Source organism: Streptomyces sp. NPDC031497 (assembly GCF_055580905.1).
In genome coordinates this window covers 585,411-603,869 of sequence record NZ_JBVIKO010000003.1, presented here as the reverse complement: position 1 = coordinate 603,869, position 18,459 = coordinate 585,411, and the positions used below count along the sequence as shown (strand labels likewise).

The window sequence follows — 18,459 nt, the reverse complement described above, 5'->3', positions numbered from 1 at the left end:
GGGTGCGTGGGGGCTTGTCGCGGGGGGCCCCCCCCCCCCCCCCGTGGGGACGGCCGAACTCCCCCCAAAGAAGAGGAAACCCCCCACCAACCCCCCCACCCCCCCCCCCCGCCCCCCCACCCCCCCCCCCCCCCCCCCCCCCCCCCCCCGTTCCCGGGGGCCGCGACTTCTTACCTCTGCTTAGCCATTCACGCCGTCTCTTCTTACCGATACTTCGCGGTTTCCGCTGAGCAGCTCTTACCGCACGTCCGTACTGTCCGGGGTAACCCGCTGTACACCGCACGGCTTGCTGCTCGTCATGTGACATGCGCCACTAGAAGTGTGCCCCAAGGCAACCGGATGTGCCGACCGGTCATCTAACACGTTGCGATCGAGGTGACGCAGGGGGAACGCACCATTGACTAGGGGGAAACGTGACCGTCGTTGCGCAGCCTGATGTGACTGTGATCATCGGGGCGTACGAAGCGATGCCATATCTCGTCGAATGCCTGGCCTCCGTGGAGCGCCAGACCCTCGACCCGGCACGCATGGAGGTCATCGCCGTCGACGACGGGTCCACCGACGGCACGGGGGAGTACCTGGAGGAGTTCGCGGACCGTGCGGCCATGCAGGTCACCGTGATCCGGCAGGAGAACTCGGGCGGCCCCAGCGGCCCCCGCAACGTCGGCCTCGCCAAGGCCGCCGGCCGCTATGTGTTCTTCCTGGACGCCGACGACCGGCTCGGCCCCGAGGCCCTCGCCCGCATGGTCGCCATGGCCGACAAGAACAACACGGACGTCGTCCTCGGCAAGGTCGAGGGGATCAACCGCACACCCCCGCGGTCCATGTGGGGCCGGACGCTCGACCGCACCGACGTCTTCTCGTCCAACATCAAGTTCACGCTCAGCGCGCAGAAACTGTTCCGCCGCGCACTTCTCGAACAGCACGGCATGCGTTTCGACGAGTCCCTGTGGACCGGCGAGGACGCGCTGTTCACCATGGAGGCCTACCTGCGCGCCGACGGCGTCTCCGTGGTCGCCGACTACCCCTGCTACTACCTGGTGGGCCGCGAGGACGGCAAACACGTCACCAAGAGCGGCAGCTACACCCTCCGCTTCGACTCCGCACGCGCCCTGATGAACCTGATCGCCGACATGGTCCCGGCCGGACCGCGTCGTGACACGCTCATGGTCCGGCCGTTCCTGGTCACCCTGCTCCCGCAGTTCGGTCCCAAGTTCCTCAAGGACAGCGACGAAGTGCGCCGGAAGAAGCTGGAACTGGCCAAGCCGCTGATGGACGCCCACTGGAATCCGGAGATCGCCCGCCGCCTCAGGGTCCACGAAAGGCTGCGACTCCACCTGGTCGCCGTACAGCGTCCCGACCTCCTCCTGGACGTCGTCGAGTTCGTACGCGCCAAGAAGCAGGCTGGGGCCCTCCTGGAGAAGCGCGGCACCCGTGTCTATTTCTCCTACCCGCACTTCCGCTCCAGGGCGGCAGGCGTTCCCGACTGGATCTACCTCGCCGAGGCCCGCGAGGCCCGCGCTGTCGCGGGCTACCGGGAGGACGCGGCCAACACCTTCCTGCGGCGCGCCCTGCGCAGACTCCGCAGATCGCTGCCGGCACGGGAAGTCAAAGCGGCGGCGGCCTGACCGGGCGCCCGGTCAGGCCGGTCGGCCTACTGGCCCAGCGCCCGCCGGATCGGCTTGCCCACGGCCCGGCGGGCCCGCCGGTAGACCGAGGGCGGCGGCACGACAACCGCCGTCTTGGCGCGGGCCCCCGCGCGCGCCAGCTCCTTCTTCAGCCTGACGTTGTCCAGCGACAGTTCGTCGATACGGCTGTGCAGCCAGCCGAACCGCGAGGTGAGCGAGGCGACATCCGTCTCGTTCCAGGGGCGGATGCCCGCCGGGAACGCCAGCGCGCGCATCCGCTCCTCGAAGGCCGCACCACCGTCGCCGTGCGTGAAGGTGTTCTCCAGACCGTTCCGGTCGAGGAACCCGGTGAACCGCTCGAAGCGCTCCCGGTGGCCGCCGACCAGCCCGCCGAAATCCGCCTCCGCGTACAGCTTCGCCGGGTCCGCCGAATCGGGATCCTTGACCGCCTGGTCCAGCAGCAGGTGCGGGATCTCGAAGTAACGGCACAGCTCCAGCGTCCGCGAGTCACCGCACAGCACGGTGGCCGGCGTGCCGGCGAGCAGCGCCGCGATGTTGCCGTGGATGCGTGAACCGAAGGAGAAGTCGAAAGACCGCAGATCGTCGATCCAGGTGACCGGGTCGACGTAGACCCGCACCTTGTCCTCACGGAACATCGGATGGTCCGGGTGGGTCGGCATCGCGGTCACCGCGGCGTTCGGGTCCGACAGGTCCCGCCAGTGCAACTGGCGCGCGTCACTCAGGTTCTGGCCGACGAACCGCAGATGCGGGTAGCGCTCGTGGGTGCGCGTGATGATCTGGTCCAGGCCCTGCGTGCGTACCGCGCTGTGCGAGCCGTTGATCGCGATCCGCGAATCCGGCGTCAACTCCAGCGCCCTCTTGTGCACCGGGAGCTGGTCGCCGTACAGGAACAGCGAAGGACAGCCGATGACCTCGACGTCCTTGAAACCCATGTTCGTCAGGTACTGCTCGGTGAACTCGCCTCGCACACCGATCGACGCGCTGCGCTCCAGCACCGCCGCGCAGAACTCCCGCACGGTCGGCTCGATGCGCTTCAGCCGGTCCGCGTTGTAGCCGACTCCGGTCTGCGCACCGACGCCCAGCACCACAACCGGGATTCTCAGCTTCGAGATCAGCCGGGTCATCCGCTTCAGCGAGCTCTCGAAAGACGGCCGGAAGGCGTTGGCGAGCGGGATGACGAAGGCGTCGTACTCCTCGTTGATCCGTGCGGCGGCGGACGCGTCGGAGGGCATGCCGTTCGAGACGACCTCGGTGTCCGGAGCCTCGAGAATCTTGTGCGCGGCATCGCTGAAGATCAGGTTGCCGGAGTTGGTGGCTATGACGTCCCGGTGCAGGGCCTCCTCGACGCTGACGACGTCGTAGGGACTCTTGCCCGATCTGAGGAGGATGCGCTTCACGCTGCGAACTTTAGATGACACAAACTTCAAATTAACTTTGCGTTTGCTTCAATTTCTATAAGCAGTCAGTGCAACCTTTTTGCCGTGAGCGGGGCGTGATGGGGCGGTCACGCAACGCCCGTGCGTGCTCCTGTCCGGAGGCTGGACGGCCGCGTCCTCCGCACATCCGGTTCGCGTAGATTGCTGCCACGCGCAAGGAAGTGGGGACAGGACGTGGCAAGCGCAAGGCAGGCCGTGAGCGAGGCCCGCAGGATCGTCGTCAAGGTGGGTTCCTCCTCGCTGACCACCGCCTCCGGCGGCCTGGACGCCGACCGGGTCGACGCGCTCGTCGACGTCCTCGCCAAGAGCCGCAGCGGCGGAGAGAAGGAGGTCGTCCTCGTCTCCTCGGGAGCGATCGCCGCCGGCCTCGCCCCGCTCGGACTGCGCCGCCGCCCCAGGGACCTCGCCCGCCAGCAGGCCGCCGCCAGCGTCGGCCAGGGCCTGCTCGTCGCCCGTTACACCGCCTCCTTCGCCCGCTACGGCGTCCGCGTCGGCCAGGTCCTGCTCACCTCCGACGACATGAGCCGCCGCGTCCACCACCGCAACGCCTCCCGCACCCTCGACAAACTCCTCGCGATGGGTGCCCTGCCGGTCGTCAACGAGAACGACACCGTCGCCACCGACGAGATCCGTTTCGGCGACAACGACCGCCTCGCCGCCCTCGTCGCCCACCTCGTCCACGCCGACCTCCTGGTCCTGCTCTCCGACGTCGACGGCGTCTATGACGGCGACCCCGGCAGGCCCGGCACCTCGCGGATAGCGGAGGTGAAGGGACCGGAGGACCTCGCGGGCGTCGAGATCGGCAGCGCCGGGAAGGCCGGCGTCGGCACCGGCGGCATGGTCACCAAGGTGGAGGCCGCCCGGATCGCCGCCGCCGCGGGCATCCCCGTCGTCCTCACCAGCGCCGTGCGCGCCGCCGACGCGCTCTCCGGCGGCGACACCGGCACCTACTTCCACCCCACCGGCAAACGGTCCGCAGAGCGCCTCCTGTGGCTCCAGCACGCCTCCACCCCGCAGGGCTCGCTCACCCTCGACGACGGCGCCGTCCGCGCGGTCGTCGAGGGCCGCAAGTCGCTGCTGCCCGCCGGAATCGCCACCGTGGAGGGCGAGTTCGCCGCGGGAGACCCGGTCGAGTTGCGCGACACCGAAGGACGCGCGGTTGCCCGCGGGCTCGTCAGCTTCGACGCCAAGGAGATCCCCCAGTTGATCGGGCGTTCGACCAGGGAGCTGGCGCGCGAGCTGGGCCCGGCGTACGAACGCGAGGTCGTACACAGGGACGACCTGGTGATCCTGCACCCGTAAAAACGGGGCGTAACGACGGACCCCGGTGGGGGACGTTCCGTAAAACCGCCACACGAACCCTTGCGGCCTGCTCAACTTTGTCTCAGGACCACGTTCCGCACGAGCACAGCTGAAGGAGGCCGTCGTGAGACGAGTGCGCCCTGGGGCTGCGGCGTCCCGCGGTGCTCTGACGAGCGTCGCGGCCGGGGACACCTACGAGGAGCCGAAGGACCTGCCCCGTCTGTGGCACGTCACCCTCAGCGTCTGCGGTGCCGAGGTCCCCCTGCCGGAACTGCGCCGCGGACTCGAACAACTGGCCCACGATCACCCGTTCCTCCTCACCAGCCGCTACGCCTGCGACCACGCCGAGATCCGCTACTGGGAAGAGGCCCGCGACCTCCACGACGCCGCCGCCGTCGCGCTGCGCCTGTGGGGCGAGCACCGCCAGACCGCCGGCCTGCCCGCCTGGGAGATCGTCGGCCTGGAGGTCATCGACCGCGCCACCTATCACCAGCGGATCGCCGAGGGCTACGGTCCGCCACCGGCGACACCGGTCGGTATCCACCCCTTCTGACCATGACCGCTATTGCCCCCTTTTGATCCCGTCTCGCGGTATGGGATGACGCCTGGACGGGACGCCGGCGCGCACTACCCTTCCCCCATGACCACGCTTTCGCCGTACGACGCCATGTCCCCGGTCACCCAGGCCGCCTACCGTGCCAAGGCCGCCGCCGCCGACCTCGCGCCGCTGCCGCGTGCCGTGAAGGACGACGCGCTGCTCGCCATCGCGGACGCCCTGGAGGTCCGTACGAGCGAGATCGTCGAGGCCAACGCCAAGGACATCGCCAAGGCCCGCGAGAACGGCACCAGCGAATCCGTCGTCGACCGCCTCACCCTCACCCCGGAGCGGGTCCGTGCCATCGCCTCCGACGTCCGTGACGTCGCGAAGCTGCCCGACCCGGTCGGCGAGGTGGTCCGCGGCTCCACCCTCCCCAACGGCATCGACCTGCGCCAGGTCCGCGTCCCGCTCGGCGTCGTCGGCATCATCTACGAGGCCCGCCCGAACGTCACCGTCGACGCGGCCGCCCTCTGCCTGAAGTCCGGCAACGCCGTCCTGCTGCGCGGCTCCGCCTCCGCCTACGAGTCCAACACCGCCCTCGTCCGCGTCCTGCGCGACGCCGTCGGCGGTGCCGGGCTGCCCGCCGACGCCGTCCAGCTGGTGCCGGGAGAGGGCCGCGAGTCCGTCCACGAGCTGATGCGCGCCCGCGGCCTCGTCGACGTTCTCATCCCGCGCGGCGGCGCCTCCCTGATCCAGACCGTCGTCATGGAGTCCAAGGTCCCCGTCATCGAGACCGGCACCGGAAACTGTCACGTCTACGTCGACGCGCACGCGGACATCGACATGGCGATCGACATCCTGATCAACTCCAAGGCGCAGCGGGTCAGCGTCTGCAACGCCGCCGAGACCCTCCTCGTCCACCAGGACATCGCCCCCGAGTTCCTGCCGCGCGCCCTGGACGCCCTCGCCGAGGCCGGCGTCACCGTCCACGCCGACGAACGCGTTCTGGCCTATGCCAAGGACTCCAAGGCGACCGTCGTCGAGGCCGTCCCGGAGGACTGGGAGACCGAGTACCTGTCGTACGACATCGCCGCCGCCGTCGTCGACTCCCTCGACCGGGCCGTCGAGCACATCCGGCTGTGGACCTCCGGGCACACCGAGGCGATCGTCACCACCTCCCAGCAGGCCGCCCGCCGCTTCACCCAGCTGGTCGACTCCACCACCGTCGCCGTGAACGCCTCCACCCGCTTCACCGACGGCGGCCAGTTCGGCTTCGGCGCCGAGATCGGCATCTCCACCCAGAAACTGCATGCCCGCGGCCCCATGGGCCTGCCGGAGCTGACCAGCACCAAGTACATCGTCACCGGTGACGGCCACATCCGCCGCTGACACCCGTACGGCCCAAGCCCGCACCCCCCACGGCGTGCGGGTGCGCGGAAGGGCGTGCGGGGCCCCGCGCAGGCGTGACAGGTGTCTCACAGGGCCTATGAATTTCCATACCGTCTGCCCAAATTGACCCCCCAGGTCTACTCTGGATCCGTGCCGGAGGACGTGGGGGGCACGCCGTTCCCTGACGGCTGGGATCCCGACGACGACCATGACCGCGGGATGTCGGACGAAGAGTTCGACGCCGTGGTCTTCGACGAGGCCTTCGTGAAGGCGGCCGTGATCCACGAGCCGACCGCGGTCGAACGCCTCCTTGCCGCCGCACAGGCCAGAGCCGAGGCCTCCGAGGCCGAGGCCCGCCGCGCCCATGCCAGAGGCGAGCGCTACGACGACGGCTTCGGCCCCGACGGCCCCGATCTCGGCCACGGTGCCGACCTCGATGACCTGGACGACCCCGACGCACTCGAAGACCGGTACGGCACCGCGGGGACGTACGGCAAGCACGTCCGCTGGCACCGTCCCGTCGCCTGGGTGCTCGCCGTCGTCATGGGCATCGGCATGGTCGCGCTGGCCTTCGCGGCGGTCTACCGCGGCGCCTCCTCGGGCGGCAGCCGCGACCAGGTGCCCAGGCCCCCCTCCACCGGCCTGGAACAGGGCACCGCGGCGGCACCCTCCGCGTCCGCCGAGTACTCCCAGCCCGCCCAGTCGGCGGTCTCCGCGGTCCCGCGCACCCCCTGAGCGGCCATTGCCCGTTCTGGTGAGAACCTGTCAGAAGTTGTCGTGTAGCTGGGCGTTTACCTGAGGCTTCCGAGACCTACTCTGAGAGTATGGGCGGGCCTGTGGACCCACCCGAGGGGACACCCGAAGGCGGCCCCGTGGGTGGAGAGGACGAATACCGATCCGTCGTCTTCGACGAATCGTTCGTTCGCGCTGCCCGCCTCCAGGAATCCTCCGCGCGCGAACGCATGGCCGACCACGCGCCCGCCGTACGCCGCCGCCCGCCCCTGCGCCGGGGCCTCACCCGGCAGGCCCTGATCCTCGTCCTGCTGATCCTCGTCGCCTTCGGCACCGCGATCTACATGGGCGTCCGCCACCCCTACGGCACCCAGGAGGCCCAGCGGCCCGTCGAACCCCTGCGGATGACCGTCGTCCCGCTCGCCCCGCAGGGCAAGGTGCCCGGCGCCGCGGACGCCGAGACCCTGTTCGCGCACAGCCCCGCCGCACAGTACGACGTCGGCGCCGAGGGGATACCGCTGCCGCCCGCCCGCAGCACCGCGCACTTCTCCGACAGCCAGGTCGTCACCGCCCTGACCACCGCCAAGGACTACATCGTCCGCTCCGCGCTCTACCCCGAGGTCCTCGACAGCAGTGAGGTGCGGCCCGCACGGGTGCTGCTCGACCCCGGGCAGCTCGACCAGTTCGACCAGAGCCTCGACCACCCCGCGGCGGACGGCCGGCACGCGCCCACCGGATGGCTGGTCCGCTTCGACCCCACCCGCGCCGAACTCGCCGATCCGAAGATCCGCGTCCAGGGCAGCATGCAGGTCACCGAGACCGACTCGGCCACCCTGGAAGTCACCGCCGACCACACCGTCGTCTACGCGCTGCGCGCCACCGGCGCCCCGGCCGGCTCCCAGGTCTCCCTGTTCACCGTCCGCCGCGAGCTGACCTTCCGCTTCGACCGGGACGACCTGCGCCTGCGCCAGGCCCAGCTGGTCGTCTCCTACGTCCAGGCCGGTCCGCTGTCCTGCGCCGGGGACTCCGCCGACCACCTGCACCCGCTGCTGGCCGGCGAGAGCGCCAGGGCGGGCGGCCCGGCGGGCACCGACCCGTACGCCACGGACAGCGCCACCGCCCTGTGCGGGACGCTGGCCGCCGGGGCCGAACCCAAGGTCTGACGCGCCCTCGCTACTCCTCGTCCCGCGGGGGAGTCTCCTGCGCGGGACCGTCCTGCGACGGGGTGTCCTGCGGGGGAGCGTCCTTCGAGGCGGCGTCCTTGGGGGGCGACGCGCTCGTGAACCCCTCGAAGCCGCGCTTGACCCGGCCGCCCAGGCCGCCGGCCCCGCCCGCTATGTCCGAGACCAGCTTCATCAGCGGGTCCTTGGAGCTCTTCACGTCGCTCGCGTAGCTCGCCGCCGACTCCTTGAACGAGTCGCTGACCGAGGTGTCCTTGTCCCCGTCCCGCCGCGGATAGTGACCGTCCATGATCCGCTGGTAGTCGCGGGACTCCGCCCACTTCTTCAGCTCGGCCGCACGAACCGTGGTGAAGGGGTGCGAGCGCGGCAGCACGTTCAGGATCTTCAGCACCGAGTCGCGCAGATCGCCCCCGGCCTCGTACTCCTCGGCCTGCTGCAGGAACGCGTCCACGTTCATCTCGTGCAGGTGGTTGCCGCCCGCGATCTTCATCAGCCCGCGCATCGACGCCCGCGGATCCTGCCCCACCAGCAGCCCCGCCCGGTCGGCCGACAGCTCCGACTTGCGGAACCACTCCCGCAGCGCCGTCACGATCGCCATGATCGCGAGATTGCCCAGCGGGATCCAGGCGACGCGCAGCGCCAGGGTCGTCAGGAACAGCAGGACCGTGCGGTACACCGAATGCCCGGACAGCGCGTGCCCCACCTCGTGCCCGACGACCGCACGCATCTCCTCCTCGTCGAGCAGCTCGACGAGCCCGGTGGTGACGACGATGATCGGCTCGTCCAGACCGATGCACATCGCGTTGGGCTGCGGGTCCTGGTTGACGTACATCGGCGGGACCTTCTCCAGGTCCAGGATGTAACAGGCGTCCCGCAGCATGTCGTTCAGGTGCGCGAACTGCTGGTCCGACACGCGGACCGAGTCGGACAGGAACAGCAGCCTCAGGCTCCGCTCCGGAAGCAGCCCGCTGAGCGCCTTGAAGACCGTGTCGAAGCCGCTCAGCTTGCGCAGCGCCACCAGGGCCGAACGGTCGGCCGGATGCTCGTACGCGCGCGAGGAGATCCCCGGGAAGCGCCTGCGCTGCCGGCTCGGCACCCGCTCGTGCCCGTTCCGCTCGTGGCCGTCGTCGGACATGTCATCCCCCATGTGCGTGAGTGTGCCCACCGTGCCCCCGAAGCAGGGCCCAGCCTAGGCGGAGATACCGTGGACGGGCAGTACAGCCGAAGGAGTGCCTCATGGAGCACAACCCCCGAGCCGCCTGGCTCACCCAGGCCGCGAACGCCGCCCAGCAACAGGGCTCGGGCGACCTGCTGCGGGTCGTTCTGATCGTCATGTTCCTGGGCTGCGCGCTGACCGCCTGGTTCCTGCTGCGCGGGTACAGACAGAAGGACGACTGAACCGCCGGGATCGTTCCCCGCCCGGTGTGGCCGAGGGAGCCGGCGTGACCGACGAGCCGGCCCGACGGACCGAGGAGTCGGCTCAACGGAGGAGTCGGCGTGATCGTCGCCGGGCCGCCCGCATACGATGAGCCGACGTCTTTATCCCGTCCACACGCGATAGGTCCTGCCGCAGATGATGAATCTTCACAGCGCCGCTGCCCAGTTGGTCACCCTCGCCGCCGAGGGCGAGGAGCACGGCGGCAACCACAACAGCCTCAACCCGCTCGTCACCGGTGGCAGCGCGTTCATCATCCTGCTGCTCCTGCTGTGGATCACCACCCGTTTCAACCGCGACCGCTGAGCCGGCGGCCGAGCCCGGCACCCGTCCTCGCGGCGGGGTCCACGGGCCGGGCCGGTAGGGTCTGCACGCATGGGAGAGCAGGACATGCCTACCGGTCCGGCGCATGACGCGGCCGATGCCGCCGAGGACACGGTGACGACCCCGCGGTACACCCCCGCGGGCCCCGCGCACACCGGCAAACGCCGGCTCGGTGTGATGGGCGGGACGTTCGACCCGATCCACCACGGGCACCTCGTGGCGGCCAGCGAGGTCGCCGCCCAGTTCCACCTCGACGAGGTGGTGTTCGTGCCGACCGGGCAGCCGTGGCAGAAGACCCACCGCAAGGTCTCACCGGCCGAGGACCGCTATCTGATGACGGTGATCGCGACCGCGGAGAACCCGCAGTTCTCCGTCAGCCGTATCGACATCGACCGCGGCGGCCCCACCTACACCGTCGACACCCTGCGCGACCTGCGCGCCCTCAACCTCGACGCCGACCTCTTCTTCATCACCGGCGCCGATGCCCTCGGCCAGATCCTCACCTGGCGGGACTCGGAGGAACTCTTCTCCCTGGCCCACTTCATCGGCTGCACCCGGCCCGGCCACCAGCTGACCGACCGCGGTCTCCCGGAGGGCGGCGTCTCGCTGGTGGAGGTTCCCGCGCTCGCCATCTCCTCCACAGACTGCCGTGCGAGAGTCGCCAAGAGCGACCCCATCTGGTACATGGTGCCGGACGGAGTCGTGCGCTACATCGACAAGCGCGAGCTGTACCGCGGCGAGTGAGCCGAGAGGGGCACCGGTGAACGACCGATACGACGCGGGCTACGGAAGCGACCAGTACGAACTCGTCGGCTACGACGAGTACGGGCAGCCGGTGTACCGCCAGATCCCGGCACAACAACAGCAGACGTACGACCCGTACGCCGGCCAGGGCTACGGCTACGACCCGTACGCCGCAGACGGCCGGCAGGGCACGCAGCCGTACGACCCCGGCCGGCAGGGCCCGCCGTCGTACGACACCGGGCAGCAGGCTCCCGTCCCTCCCGTTCACGACACCGGGCAGCAGCCGGTCACGCCCGCCTACGACCCGTACGGCACCGGCGGCCAGGCCGCCTACGACCCCTACGGGCAGGCCGCCACCAGCGGCCGGCAGCCCCGGGTCGCCGAGCAGACCGCGCACATCCCGCAGCAGGCCGGGCCGGTCGAGGAACCCGCCGGTCCCCCCCGGGCCCCCGGGGGCGAACGGGACTACCACACCGAACAGTTCGCGTTCGTCGAAGCCCCGGACGGTGACTCCGAGGACGTCATCGACTGGCTGAACTTCACCGAGAACCGCACCGAGCGCCGCGAGGAGGCCAAGCGCCGCGCCCGCAGCCGCACGATCGCCCTGGTCGTCGTCCTCGCCCTGGTCGCCGTCGGCGGCGCCGGCTACCTCTGGTACGCCGGAAAGCTGCCCGGCCTGTCCTCCTCCGGCTCCAAGGGCGGTACGGCGACGTCCGCGGCCGCCCAGAAACGCGACGTGGTCGTCGTCCACCTGCACAACACCAGCGGCGGCGGCACCTCGACCGCCCTGCTCGTCGACAACACCACCACCAAGCAGGGCACCACCGTCCTGCTGCCCAACTCGCTCGCCATGACCGACGACGACGGCACCACCACGACCCTCGCCAAGTCCGTCGGCGACGACGGCTCCTCCGGGACCCGAGACCAGCTCGACACCGTCCTCGGCACCAACATCGAGGGCACCTGGCGCCTGGACACCCCCTACCTGCAGAACCTCGTCGAACTCGTCGGCAACATCGACATCGACACCAACGCCGACGTCCCCGACCCGGACGCCAAGAAGAAGGGCGAGGCACCCCTGGTCCACAAGGGCAAGGACCAGACCCTCAGCGGCAAGGCCGCCGTCGCCTACGCCACCTACCGCGCCTCCGGCGAGGCCCAGAACGCCCAGCTGGAGCGGTTCGGGCAGGTCATGCAGGGCGTGCTGCGCAAGATGTCCTCCGACTCCGCGGCCGCCACGGTCACCGTGCAGACCCTCGCGCAGATCCTCGACCCCTCGCTGACCGACAAGGACCTCGGCACCTTCCTCGCCAAGCTCGCCGACCTCGCCAAGGGCGGCGACTACAAGACCGCCCTGCTGCCCGTGCAGAGCGACGGCACCCTCAGCGCCCAGACCAGCTCCAGCGTGATCAAGGACATCCTCGGCGGCACCGCCAAGAGCCCCTCCGCGGGCTCCGCGGTCCGGGTCTCCGTCCAGAACGCCACCGGCGCCAAGGACAACACCGACAAGGCGCGCGTGGTCCTTGTCAACGGCGGCTACACCTTCCTGGAAGGCGGTACGGCCTCCGGCACCCAGGCCACCTCCAAGGTGCTGTACTCCGACGCCGCCGACAAGGAGAACGCCACCGAGGTCGCCAAGACCCTCGGCCTGGGCACCGGCGCCGTCGCCAAGGGCACGGTCGGCTCGGGCGCCGACATCTCGGTCGTCCTCGGCCAGGACTACAAGCCGTCCTCGTCCTGAGCCCGCCCCCCCCGCACCCCACGTGACCCGGTAATCACGTGGGGTGCGCCCGGCGGTCCGTGAGACCCTTGAGGTCAAACGACCGCCGACGGAAAGCCAAGTAGTGACCGCCACCGACCGTTCCCTCGAGCTCATCACCGCCGCCGCCCAGGCGGCCGCCGACAAGCTCGCCCACGACGTCATCGCCTACGACGTCAGCGACGTCCTGTCGATCACGGACGCCTTCCTGCTGGCCTCCGCGCCCAACGACCGCCAGGTCAAGTCGATCGTCGACGAGATCGAGGAGCGCCTCCAGAAGGAACTCGGCGCCAAGCCGGTGCGCCGCGAGGGCGACCGCGACGCCCGCTGGATCCTGCTCGACTACGTCGACATCGTCGTCCACGTCCAGCACAGCGAGGAGCGCGTCTTCTACGCCCTGGAGCGGCTGTGGAAGGACTGCCCCGAGATCGAGCTGCCCGCCGACGCCAAGGCCACCCGCGGCAAGGGCGCCGCCCACGCCGAGCTGCAGGCCGCCGAGGACGACGGTGAACCGGGCGGGGAGTGGTGATGAGCGCCACAGGCGAGGTCACCGACCGCAAGGGCCGCGGCCGCCGCATCATCCTGTGGCGGCACGGCCAGACCCTCTGGAACGTGGAGCGCCGCTTCCAGGGCTCCACCGACGTCGAGCTCACCGAGACCGGCATCGGCCAGGCCCGCCGCGCGGCACGCCTGCTCGCCTCCCTGAGCCCCGACGCGATCGTCTCCTCCGACCTGCGCCGGGCCGCCGACACGGCCGCACAGCTCGCCGAGCTCACCGGCCTCGACGTGATCCGCGACGAGGCGCTGCGCGAGACCTACGCGGGCGTGTGGCAGGGCCTCACCCACGAGGAGATCATCGCCCGCCACGGCGACGAGTACGACGCCTGGAAGCGCGGCGAGCCGGTCCGCCGCGGCGGCGGCGAACTGGAGACCGAGGTCGCCGACCGGGCGGCTCCCGTCGTGCTCCGGCACGCCGAGAAGCTCCCTGAGAACGGCACCCTCGTGGTGGTCAGCCACGGCGGGACCATCCGCACCACCATCGGCCGCCTCCTCGGCCTGGAGTCCCAGCACTGGGAGAGCCTCGGCGGCCTCACCAACTGCTGCTGGTCCGTGCTCAGCGAAGGCGCCCGCGGCTGGCGGCTCCTGGAGCACAACGCGGGCACCCTCCCGGAGCCCGTCCTCGGCGACGACGACTGAGCCTTTTTCGGCCGTCGGCCGGCGGTCCTCCGGCCACCCGTCCCGCCCCGGGACCCGGATTTCACTTTCCGGCAGGTCGCAGGCTAAAGTTCTTCTTGTTCGCCCCGCCAAGCGGAAAGACGGGAAGAACGCGAGGGGCTATAGCTCAGTTGGTAGAGCGCCTGCATGGCATGCAGGAGGTCAGGAGTTCAATTCTCCTTAGCTCCACAGATCGACACTCCACGCACTGTCGAGTTGTCAAAGATCGGTGAGAGAATCCCGTCCTCTTGTCAGAGGGCGGGATTTCGTGTGTTCCACTCCCGGATGATCTCGGCGGTCTCGGCGTCGGACACCGGCCACAGCCGCTGCCTGCGCTCCCGCAGCAACGCGACCTGCTCCCGCGTTCGTTCGTCCTCCGGCGTGTAGACCACGATCCGGGACTCCGGCACCCCGTCGATCGACAGCGACTGCGACGTCATCCGCAGCTCGCCCACCGCCTCATGACGGAACGTCTTCACCCGCGGCCCCGGCTGCGCCACCGCACCGCTCGCCCACAACCTGGCGAAGTACGCACTCGCCCCGGACAACGCCCGTATGAACTCCTCCCAGGCCGGCTCGCCGACATGTCTGCCGTAGCAGGAGCGCAGAGTCGCCACCATCACCGGCAGTTCACGCTCCCGGTGCACCACCGGGCAGGCCTCCTCCGACACCGTGAACAACGTCCACAGAACGTTCGGCACACCGATCCGCAGCGTCTCCAGCACCAGGAACAGGTCCCGGTAGGCAGGGTTGGTGGCCAGCACGTCGTACCGCGACGTGTACACCACCGCGGGCAGCGGATCGAGGGCGTCGATGATGCCCTGCACCTCCGCGCCGACCGACCGGGACAGACCTTCCGGCGCCGCCGCGTACGGCACCTCCGCCAGCCGGTACAGATGCTCCCGCTCCGGCGTGTCCAGCCGCAGCGTCCGCGCCACCGCGTCCAGCACCTGCGGCGACGCGTTGATCGGCCGCCCCTGCTCCAGCCACGTGTACCAGGTCACCCCCACGCCCGAGAGCTGGGCGACCTCCTCCCGGCGCAGTCCCGGAGTACGCCGCCGCAGCCCCGGCGGCATCCCCACGTCGGCCGGTGTCACCCGGGCCCGCCTGCTGCGCAGGAACGCGGCCAGCTCCGGCCTGCGGCGGTGTGCTGTCGTCCTCATCGTCACGTCCCCCGTCGTCACGTTTTCCATCGTGGGCGCCCCGCCCGCCCGCTGCCAGGTGCTGCCAGTACCAGCATCGGCGGGCTCTCGGCACCCGTACCGGCCCCTCGCCACGCTCGGACGCATGACGACGACATCCCGGACGGGACCCGGTCCCGCACCCGCTCGAACCCCTGCGAAAAGTGAAGCACCCGGCACTGACAACCGGCCCCGGCTGCTCCTCGCGGTCGTCCTCGCGGCCCTGTTCATGGCCGTGCTGGACGTCTTCATCGTGAACGTCGCGGCCCCCACCATCGGGTCCGAGCTGCACGCCTCCGGCGCCGACCTGCAACTGGTCGTGGCCGGCTACGCCATCACCTACTCCGTGCTGCTGATCACCGGCGCCCGCCTCGGCGACCGGCTCGGCCACGGCAGGGTCCACCTGGCCGGACTCGCGCTGTTCACGACGGCCTCGCTGGCCTGCGGCCTGGCCCAGGGGGCCACCGAGCTGATCGTGTTCCGGCTGGTGCAGGGCGCCGGTTCGGCGCTGATGATCCCGCAGGTCCTCAGCATCATCCAGCGCATCTTCACCGGCGAGGCCCGCATCCGGGCGCTCGGCGCCTACTCGGCGGTCCTCGCGGTCGGCGCCGCGGCCGGCCAGGCCATCGGCGGCGTCCTGGTCAGCGCGGACCTGTTCGGCACCGGCTGGCGGCCGGTGTTCCTCGTGAACGTGCCGGTCGGCGCCGTACTCCTCGTCCTCGGCAGGCGCGTCCTGCCGCCGGGCGCCGGATCCGGACCGGAGCGGGCGCGCGGCCTGGACCTGCCCGGCCTGGTCCTGCTGGGCGCCGCCGTGTCGCTGCTGACGGTTCCGCTGGTACTCGGCCAGGAGGAGGACTGGCCGCTGTGGTCCTGGCTGTCCCTGGCGGCCGCCGTGCTCCTGTTCGCACTGTTCTGCGGTTACGAGTCGCGGCTCGCCCGGCGCGGCGGCGCCCCGATCGTCGCACCCCGGGTGCTGCGCCACCCCGGCATGGGCCTGGCCGTCTTCCGCATCCTCGCCGTGATGGCCGTCAACGCCGGGCTCCTCTTCGCCCTCACCCTGCACGTCCAGGGCGGCCTCGGCTACGGCGCGCTGCGTGCCGGGCTCACCTTTGCGCCGACCGCCGTCGTCTTCGGTGCGGTCGCCCTGACCTGGCGCAGGTGGCCCGCCTCCTGGCAGCGGGCGCTGACCCCGGCCGGGTTCGCGCTGACGGCGCTGTCCGTCGCCGGCGTCGGGCTGGCGTTCCACGGCGGCGGCGACGGGGGCGCGTGGCTCTATGTGGCGTACGCCGGCGTGGGGGTGGGGCTCGCGCTCGCCTTCAGTCCGACACTCACGGGTGCGCTCGCAACCGTGCGCCCCGAGGACGCGGCGGACGCCAGTGGCCTCCTGGCGACCGTCACCCAGCTCGGCCAGCTCATCGGCGTCGCCGCATTCGGCACACTGTTCTTGAACCGGCTTGAGTCACTTGGGGCGCCGGGGGCGTATACCTCTGCGGAGGCGCTGTCAGCCTGCTCATGGGCGCTCGCCGCGACGGCGGCCGCGGGTGCCGTGTCCGGACTGGTACTGAGGCGTCGCTGACCGTATTGGTCCGGCCGTGGCAGAATCAAACGGCCGGAAGGGGGCGCGGCCCGACGGGAGGGAGTAGCGATGCCTGCGAGCATCCTTGAGGAGGGCGGCCACCTCCTCGGTGCGGCGTTGATACGGGGTACGATCACCCGGCTGCTCTGCCCTTCCTGCGGTTCCGTACATGTGGCCCAAGTGCTGGGCGACAACGGCGGGATCTCCTACGTGTGCACGGCCTGCGGCCACAGCTGGAGCTGATCGATGGGTGCACACAGGCGGAAGTGCGACTGGTGCGGGAGCGGCACCCCGATCGTCCGCGACATGGAGCCGATCAACCCCGACTACCAGTACTGGTGCGAGGAATGCGCTCGGGCGCTGATCATAAAAGGCGACCCGATCGAGACCTACCGTGAACTGGAGGGCGAGCCGATCTACGGCCGTCTTCTCGAGGAGCACTGCACGCTCAAGCGGTTCTACTCGTTCGTCACGGCCTGAGCGGCGCCCGGCTTCGGCAACGATGTCCGGGCGAGCGCCAGGAACAGCAGTCCGGTGACCGCGTAGAGCGCCGACAACGTCAAGTCGACGGCGTTCTGATGCAGTTCGGGCCGTCCGTGCCGGTGTGGCACCCACCACAGGGCGTACGAGCAGAACACCAGCAGGGTGCCGGCGGCCGCCGCCCGGTGCCCGCGCGTCCACAGGAGCAGCACCACGGGCACGCACCACACCCAGTGGTGCGACCAGGACACCGGGCTGATCAGCAGCGCGGTCACCGCGCACCCGGTTACGGCCCAGCCCCGCCGGCCGCGCAGCTCCGCCGCGACCGCCACCGCGAGCCCCAGGACGGCCGTCAGAGCCGCGGCGGCGGTCCAGAGCGCCCCCGGCTCGGGAGTGTGCAGCAAGCGCGCCAGAACGCCGCGCAGGGCCTGATTCGCGGTCTCCTCGGCCCGCCCCACCCGCCCCGTCCGGAACACCATGCCGGTCCAGAACCGCCACGAGTCGTACGGCAGGACGGCCGCCGCCAGCAGGGTCGCCCCCGCGAAGGCGACGGCCGCCCCGCGCGCGTGCCGCAGCCACGGCCCCCCGTCCCGGCCGCCGCGGCGCGCCATCAGGCCCGTGACGAGCAGGAACACCGCGAACAGGGCCGGCGTCAGCTTGACCGCGGCCGCGAGCCCGACGCCCACCCCCGCCCAGCGGCCCGGCCGTTCGTCCGGCGACCGTGACAGATCCCACAGGACCAGCACGGCCAGCAGCAGATTGACCTGCCCGTAGCGCACGGTCGTCCACACCGGCTCGCACCACACCGCCGCCGCCGCGACCCACAGCACGCCCTCCACGCGCGCGTGCCCGGCGAGCCGCAGCGAAAGCGCCACGAACACCACCAGGAGAACGAGGTTCCCGGCCGTCGCCAGCGTCCGCATGGTCGGGAGGTCCGGCAGCGTTAACGGGGTGAACAGCAGCGCCGCGAACGGCGGGTAGGTGGACGGCAGATGAGCGGCCGTCGTACGCAGCGCGTAGAGGTCGCCGCCCGCGAGGACGGTCGCCCCCTCCGCCCGGTAGACCATCAGGTCGATCATCGACACGTGCGCGGCCCGCTGAGCCGCCCAGAACGCCGTGAACGACAAGAGGCACGTCCCCAGGGCCGCCGGCAGCCGGCGCCGGGTCTCGGAGAACACGATCACGGTCACGAAGTCCGACACTAGCGTCCGTATCCGTACAGAACGGAAACGATTTGGTGGTGCACCCTGTCGACCGTGTAATGTTGGCGTCGCCGCCAGGGAGACCCGGTGGAGCGAAACGCGGGGCTATAGCTCAGTTGGTAGAGCGCCTGCATGGCATGCAGGAGGTCAGGAGTTCAATTCTCCTTAGCTCCACAGAAGTCGAAGGCGGACCGTCCGGATGGACGGTCCGCCTTCGGCGTTGTCGGGAAACATTCGAAAACATCGGAAACGGGCGCCGGGAAACTCCTGCCGCGTGTAAGGCGCTCCACCCGACCGGGTGGAGCGCCTTACACGC

General features: G+C 70.5%; 19 protein-coding genes and 2 tRNA genes. 17 read left to right on the top strand and 4 right to left on the bottom strand.

Going from position 1 to position 18,459, the window contains the following annotated elements:
- Nucleotides 1–467 precede the first annotated feature (467 nt).
- Entirely contained in the window at nucleotides 468–1,628 is a 1,161-nt protein-coding gene (locus ACZ5K7_RS08710) for a glycosyltransferase family 2 protein (RefSeq protein WP_351692818.1), read from the top strand.
- Between the two features lie 26 nt (nucleotides 1,629–1,654).
- Here the strand turns inward: ACZ5K7_RS08710 and ACZ5K7_RS08705 are convergent, their stop codons facing one another.
- The gene (locus ACZ5K7_RS08705; protein ID WP_351691192.1) at nucleotides 1,655–3,046 is read right to left on the bottom strand and encodes a polysaccharide pyruvyl transferase family protein; all 1,392 of its coding nucleotides are present in this window, start codon (nucleotides 3,044–3,046) and stop codon (nucleotides 1,655–1,657) included.
- A gap of 234 nt (nucleotides 3,047–3,280) precedes the next feature.
- On the opposite strand from ACZ5K7_RS08705, the gene proB reads away from it, so the two are divergent.
- The 5 genes from proB (at nucleotide 3,281) to ACZ5K7_RS08680 (ending at nucleotide 8,209) form a co-directional block, all read left to right on the top strand.
- Nucleotides 3,281–4,387, top strand: coding sequence for a glutamate 5-kinase (proB, locus tag ACZ5K7_RS08700; protein WP_351692821.1), 1,107 nt, complete (start codon nucleotides 3,281–3,283; stop codon nucleotides 4,385–4,387).
- 124 nt (nucleotides 4,388–4,511) lie between these two features.
- Complete coding sequence (locus ACZ5K7_RS08695) at nucleotides 4,512–4,940, top strand: hypothetical protein (protein ID WP_046733220.1); 429 nt, start codon at nucleotides 4,512–4,514, stop codon at nucleotides 4,938–4,940.
- 87 nt (nucleotides 4,941–5,027) lie between these two features.
- A complete protein-coding gene (locus ACZ5K7_RS08690; RefSeq protein WP_351691196.1) occupies nucleotides 5,028–6,314 on the top strand; it encodes a glutamate-5-semialdehyde dehydrogenase in 1,287 nt (428 codons plus the stop codon).
- A gap of 150 nt (nucleotides 6,315–6,464) precedes the next feature.
- Nucleotides 6,465–7,049: an SCO2584 family spore wall biosynthesis protein gene (locus ACZ5K7_RS08685; protein WP_468911972.1), complete on the top strand. Its 585-nt coding sequence runs from the start codon at nucleotides 6,465–6,467 to the stop codon at nucleotides 7,047–7,049.
- Nucleotides 7,050–7,138: 89 nt separating this feature from the next.
- Nucleotides 7,139–8,209 (top strand): SCO2583 family membrane protein, encoded by a 1,071-nt coding sequence (locus tag ACZ5K7_RS08680; protein WP_468911969.1) that lies wholly within the window; start codon nucleotides 7,139–7,141, stop codon nucleotides 8,207–8,209.
- 10 nt (nucleotides 8,210–8,219) lie between these two features.
- Here the strand turns inward: ACZ5K7_RS08680 and ACZ5K7_RS08675 are convergent, their stop codons facing one another.
- A complete protein-coding gene (locus ACZ5K7_RS08675; RefSeq protein ID WP_450971651.1) occupies nucleotides 8,220–9,362 on the bottom strand; it encodes a M48 family metallopeptidase in 1,143 nt (380 codons plus the stop codon).
- Nucleotides 9,363–9,463: 101 nt separating this feature from the next.
- On the opposite strand from ACZ5K7_RS08675, the gene ACZ5K7_RS08670 reads away from it, so the two are divergent.
- The 7 genes from ACZ5K7_RS08670 to ACZ5K7_RS08640 all read left to right on the top strand — a co-directional run bounded on the left by ACZ5K7_RS08670 (nucleotide 9,464) and on the right by ACZ5K7_RS08640 (nucleotide 13,893).
- Entirely contained in the window at nucleotides 9,464–9,625 is a 162-nt protein-coding gene (locus ACZ5K7_RS08670; RefSeq protein ID WP_351691205.1) for a hypothetical protein, read from the top strand.
- 175 nt (nucleotides 9,626–9,800) lie between these two features.
- On the top strand, nucleotides 9,801–9,968 hold the full coding sequence (locus tag ACZ5K7_RS08665; protein ID WP_351692895.1) for a hypothetical protein: 168 nt from the start codon (nucleotides 9,801–9,803) through the stop codon (nucleotides 9,966–9,968).
- A gap of 69 nt (nucleotides 9,969–10,037) precedes the next feature.
- Entirely contained in the window at nucleotides 10,038–10,730 is a 693-nt protein-coding gene (nadD, locus tag ACZ5K7_RS08660; protein ID WP_351691208.1) for a nicotinate-nucleotide adenylyltransferase, read from the top strand.
- A 16-nt stretch (nucleotides 10,731–10,746) separates the two neighbouring features.
- A complete protein-coding gene (locus tag ACZ5K7_RS08655) occupies nucleotides 10,747–12,471 on the top strand; it encodes an LCP family protein (protein ID WP_468911964.1) in 1,725 nt (574 codons plus the stop codon).
- 103 nt (nucleotides 12,472–12,574) lie between these two features.
- Nucleotides 12,575–13,018, top strand: coding sequence for a ribosome silencing factor (rsfS, locus tag ACZ5K7_RS08650; protein WP_351691214.1), 444 nt, complete (start codon nucleotides 12,575–12,577; stop codon nucleotides 13,016–13,018).
- Nucleotides 13,018–13,686 carry a histidine phosphatase family protein gene (locus tag ACZ5K7_RS08645; RefSeq protein ID WP_468911961.1) on the top strand — a complete coding sequence of 223 codons (669 nt, stop codon included), beginning with the start codon at nucleotides 13,018–13,020 and terminating at the stop codon, nucleotides 13,684–13,686. The genes rsfS and ACZ5K7_RS08645 overlap by 1 nt, the downstream gene beginning before the upstream one ends.
- A 134-nt stretch (nucleotides 13,687–13,820) precedes the next feature.
- A tRNA-Ala gene (locus tag ACZ5K7_RS08640) sits at nucleotides 13,821–13,893 on the top strand.
- Nucleotides 13,894–13,955: 62 nt separating this feature from the next.
- Here the strand turns inward: ACZ5K7_RS08640 and ACZ5K7_RS08635 are convergent.
- On the bottom strand, nucleotides 13,956–14,867 hold the full coding sequence (locus tag ACZ5K7_RS08635) for a helix-turn-helix transcriptional regulator (protein WP_468911958.1): 912 nt from the start codon (nucleotides 14,865–14,867) through the stop codon (nucleotides 13,956–13,958).
- Between the two features lie 124 nt (nucleotides 14,868–14,991).
- Between ACZ5K7_RS08635 and ACZ5K7_RS08630 the strand changes: the two genes are divergently transcribed.
- The 3 genes from ACZ5K7_RS08630 to ACZ5K7_RS08620 all read left to right on the top strand — a co-directional run bounded on the left by ACZ5K7_RS08630 (nucleotide 14,992) and on the right by ACZ5K7_RS08620 (nucleotide 16,941).
- Nucleotides 14,992–16,461, top strand: coding sequence for an MFS transporter (locus ACZ5K7_RS08630; RefSeq protein ID WP_468911955.1), 1,470 nt, complete (start codon nucleotides 14,992–14,994; stop codon nucleotides 16,459–16,461).
- Nucleotides 16,462–16,530: 69 nt separating this feature from the next.
- Entirely contained in the window at nucleotides 16,531–16,704 is a 174-nt protein-coding gene (locus tag ACZ5K7_RS08625; RefSeq protein WP_351691226.1) for a hypothetical protein, read from the top strand.
- A 3-nt stretch (nucleotides 16,705–16,707) separates the two neighbouring features.
- Nucleotides 16,708–16,941, top strand: a complete 234-nt coding sequence (locus tag ACZ5K7_RS08620; RefSeq protein WP_006136074.1) for a hypothetical protein — start codon at nucleotides 16,708–16,710, stop codon at nucleotides 16,939–16,941.
- Here the strand turns inward: ACZ5K7_RS08620 and ACZ5K7_RS08615 are convergent.
- Nucleotides 16,920–18,131, bottom strand: a complete 1,212-nt coding sequence (locus tag ACZ5K7_RS08615) for a glycosyltransferase 87 family protein (protein WP_468911951.1) — start codon at nucleotides 18,129–18,131, stop codon at nucleotides 16,920–16,922. The genes ACZ5K7_RS08620 and ACZ5K7_RS08615 overlap by 22 nt on opposite strands.
- Before the next feature lie 113 nt (nucleotides 18,132–18,244).
- Here ACZ5K7_RS08615 and ACZ5K7_RS08610 point away from each other — a divergent pair.
- Nucleotides 18,245–18,317: transfer RNA gene (locus ACZ5K7_RS08610), tRNA-Ala, on the top strand.
- Nucleotides 18,318–18,459: the final 142 nt, after the last annotated feature.

What these genes read in the sequence shown, in the direction of transcription:
- ACZ5K7_RS08710 (WP_351692818.1), top strand. Translation starts at nt 468, where the DNA reads ATGCCATATCTCGTCGAATGCCTGGCCTCCGTGGAGCGCCAGACCCTC.
- ACZ5K7_RS08690 (WP_351691196.1), top strand. Translation starts at nt 5,028, where the DNA reads ATGACCACGCTTTCGCCGTACGACGCCATGTCCCCGGTCACCCAGGCC.
- ACZ5K7_RS08680 (WP_468911969.1), top strand. Translation starts at nt 7,139, where the DNA reads ATGGGCGGGCCTGTGGACCCACCCGAGGGGACACCCGAAGGCGGCCCC.
- ACZ5K7_RS08675 (WP_450971651.1), bottom strand. Translation starts at nt 9,362, where the DNA reads ATGTCCGACGACGGCCACGAGCGGAACGGGCACGAGCGGGTGCCGAGC.
- ACZ5K7_RS08670 (WP_351691205.1), top strand. Translation starts at nt 9,464, where the DNA reads ATGGAGCACAACCCCCGAGCCGCCTGGCTCACCCAGGCCGCGAACGCC.
- ACZ5K7_RS08665 (WP_351692895.1), top strand. Translation starts at nt 9,801, where the DNA reads ATGATGAATCTTCACAGCGCCGCTGCCCAGTTGGTCACCCTCGCCGCC.
- nadD (WP_351691208.1), top strand. Translation starts at nt 10,038, where the DNA reads ATGGGAGAGCAGGACATGCCTACCGGTCCGGCGCATGACGCGGCCGAT.
- ACZ5K7_RS08645 (WP_468911961.1), top strand. Translation starts at nt 13,018, where the DNA reads ATGAGCGCCACAGGCGAGGTCACCGACCGCAAGGGCCGCGGCCGCCGC.
- ACZ5K7_RS08635 (WP_468911958.1), bottom strand. Translation starts at nt 14,867, where the DNA reads ATGAGGACGACAGCACACCGCCGCAGGCCGGAGCTGGCCGCGTTCCTG.
- ACZ5K7_RS08630 (WP_468911955.1), top strand. Translation starts at nt 14,992, where the DNA reads ATGACGACGACATCCCGGACGGGACCCGGTCCCGCACCCGCTCGAACC.
- ACZ5K7_RS08625 (WP_351691226.1), top strand. Translation starts at nt 16,531, where the DNA reads ATGCCTGCGAGCATCCTTGAGGAGGGCGGCCACCTCCTCGGTGCGGCG.
- ACZ5K7_RS08620 (WP_006136074.1), top strand. Translation starts at nt 16,708, where the DNA reads ATGGGTGCACACAGGCGGAAGTGCGACTGGTGCGGGAGCGGCACCCCG.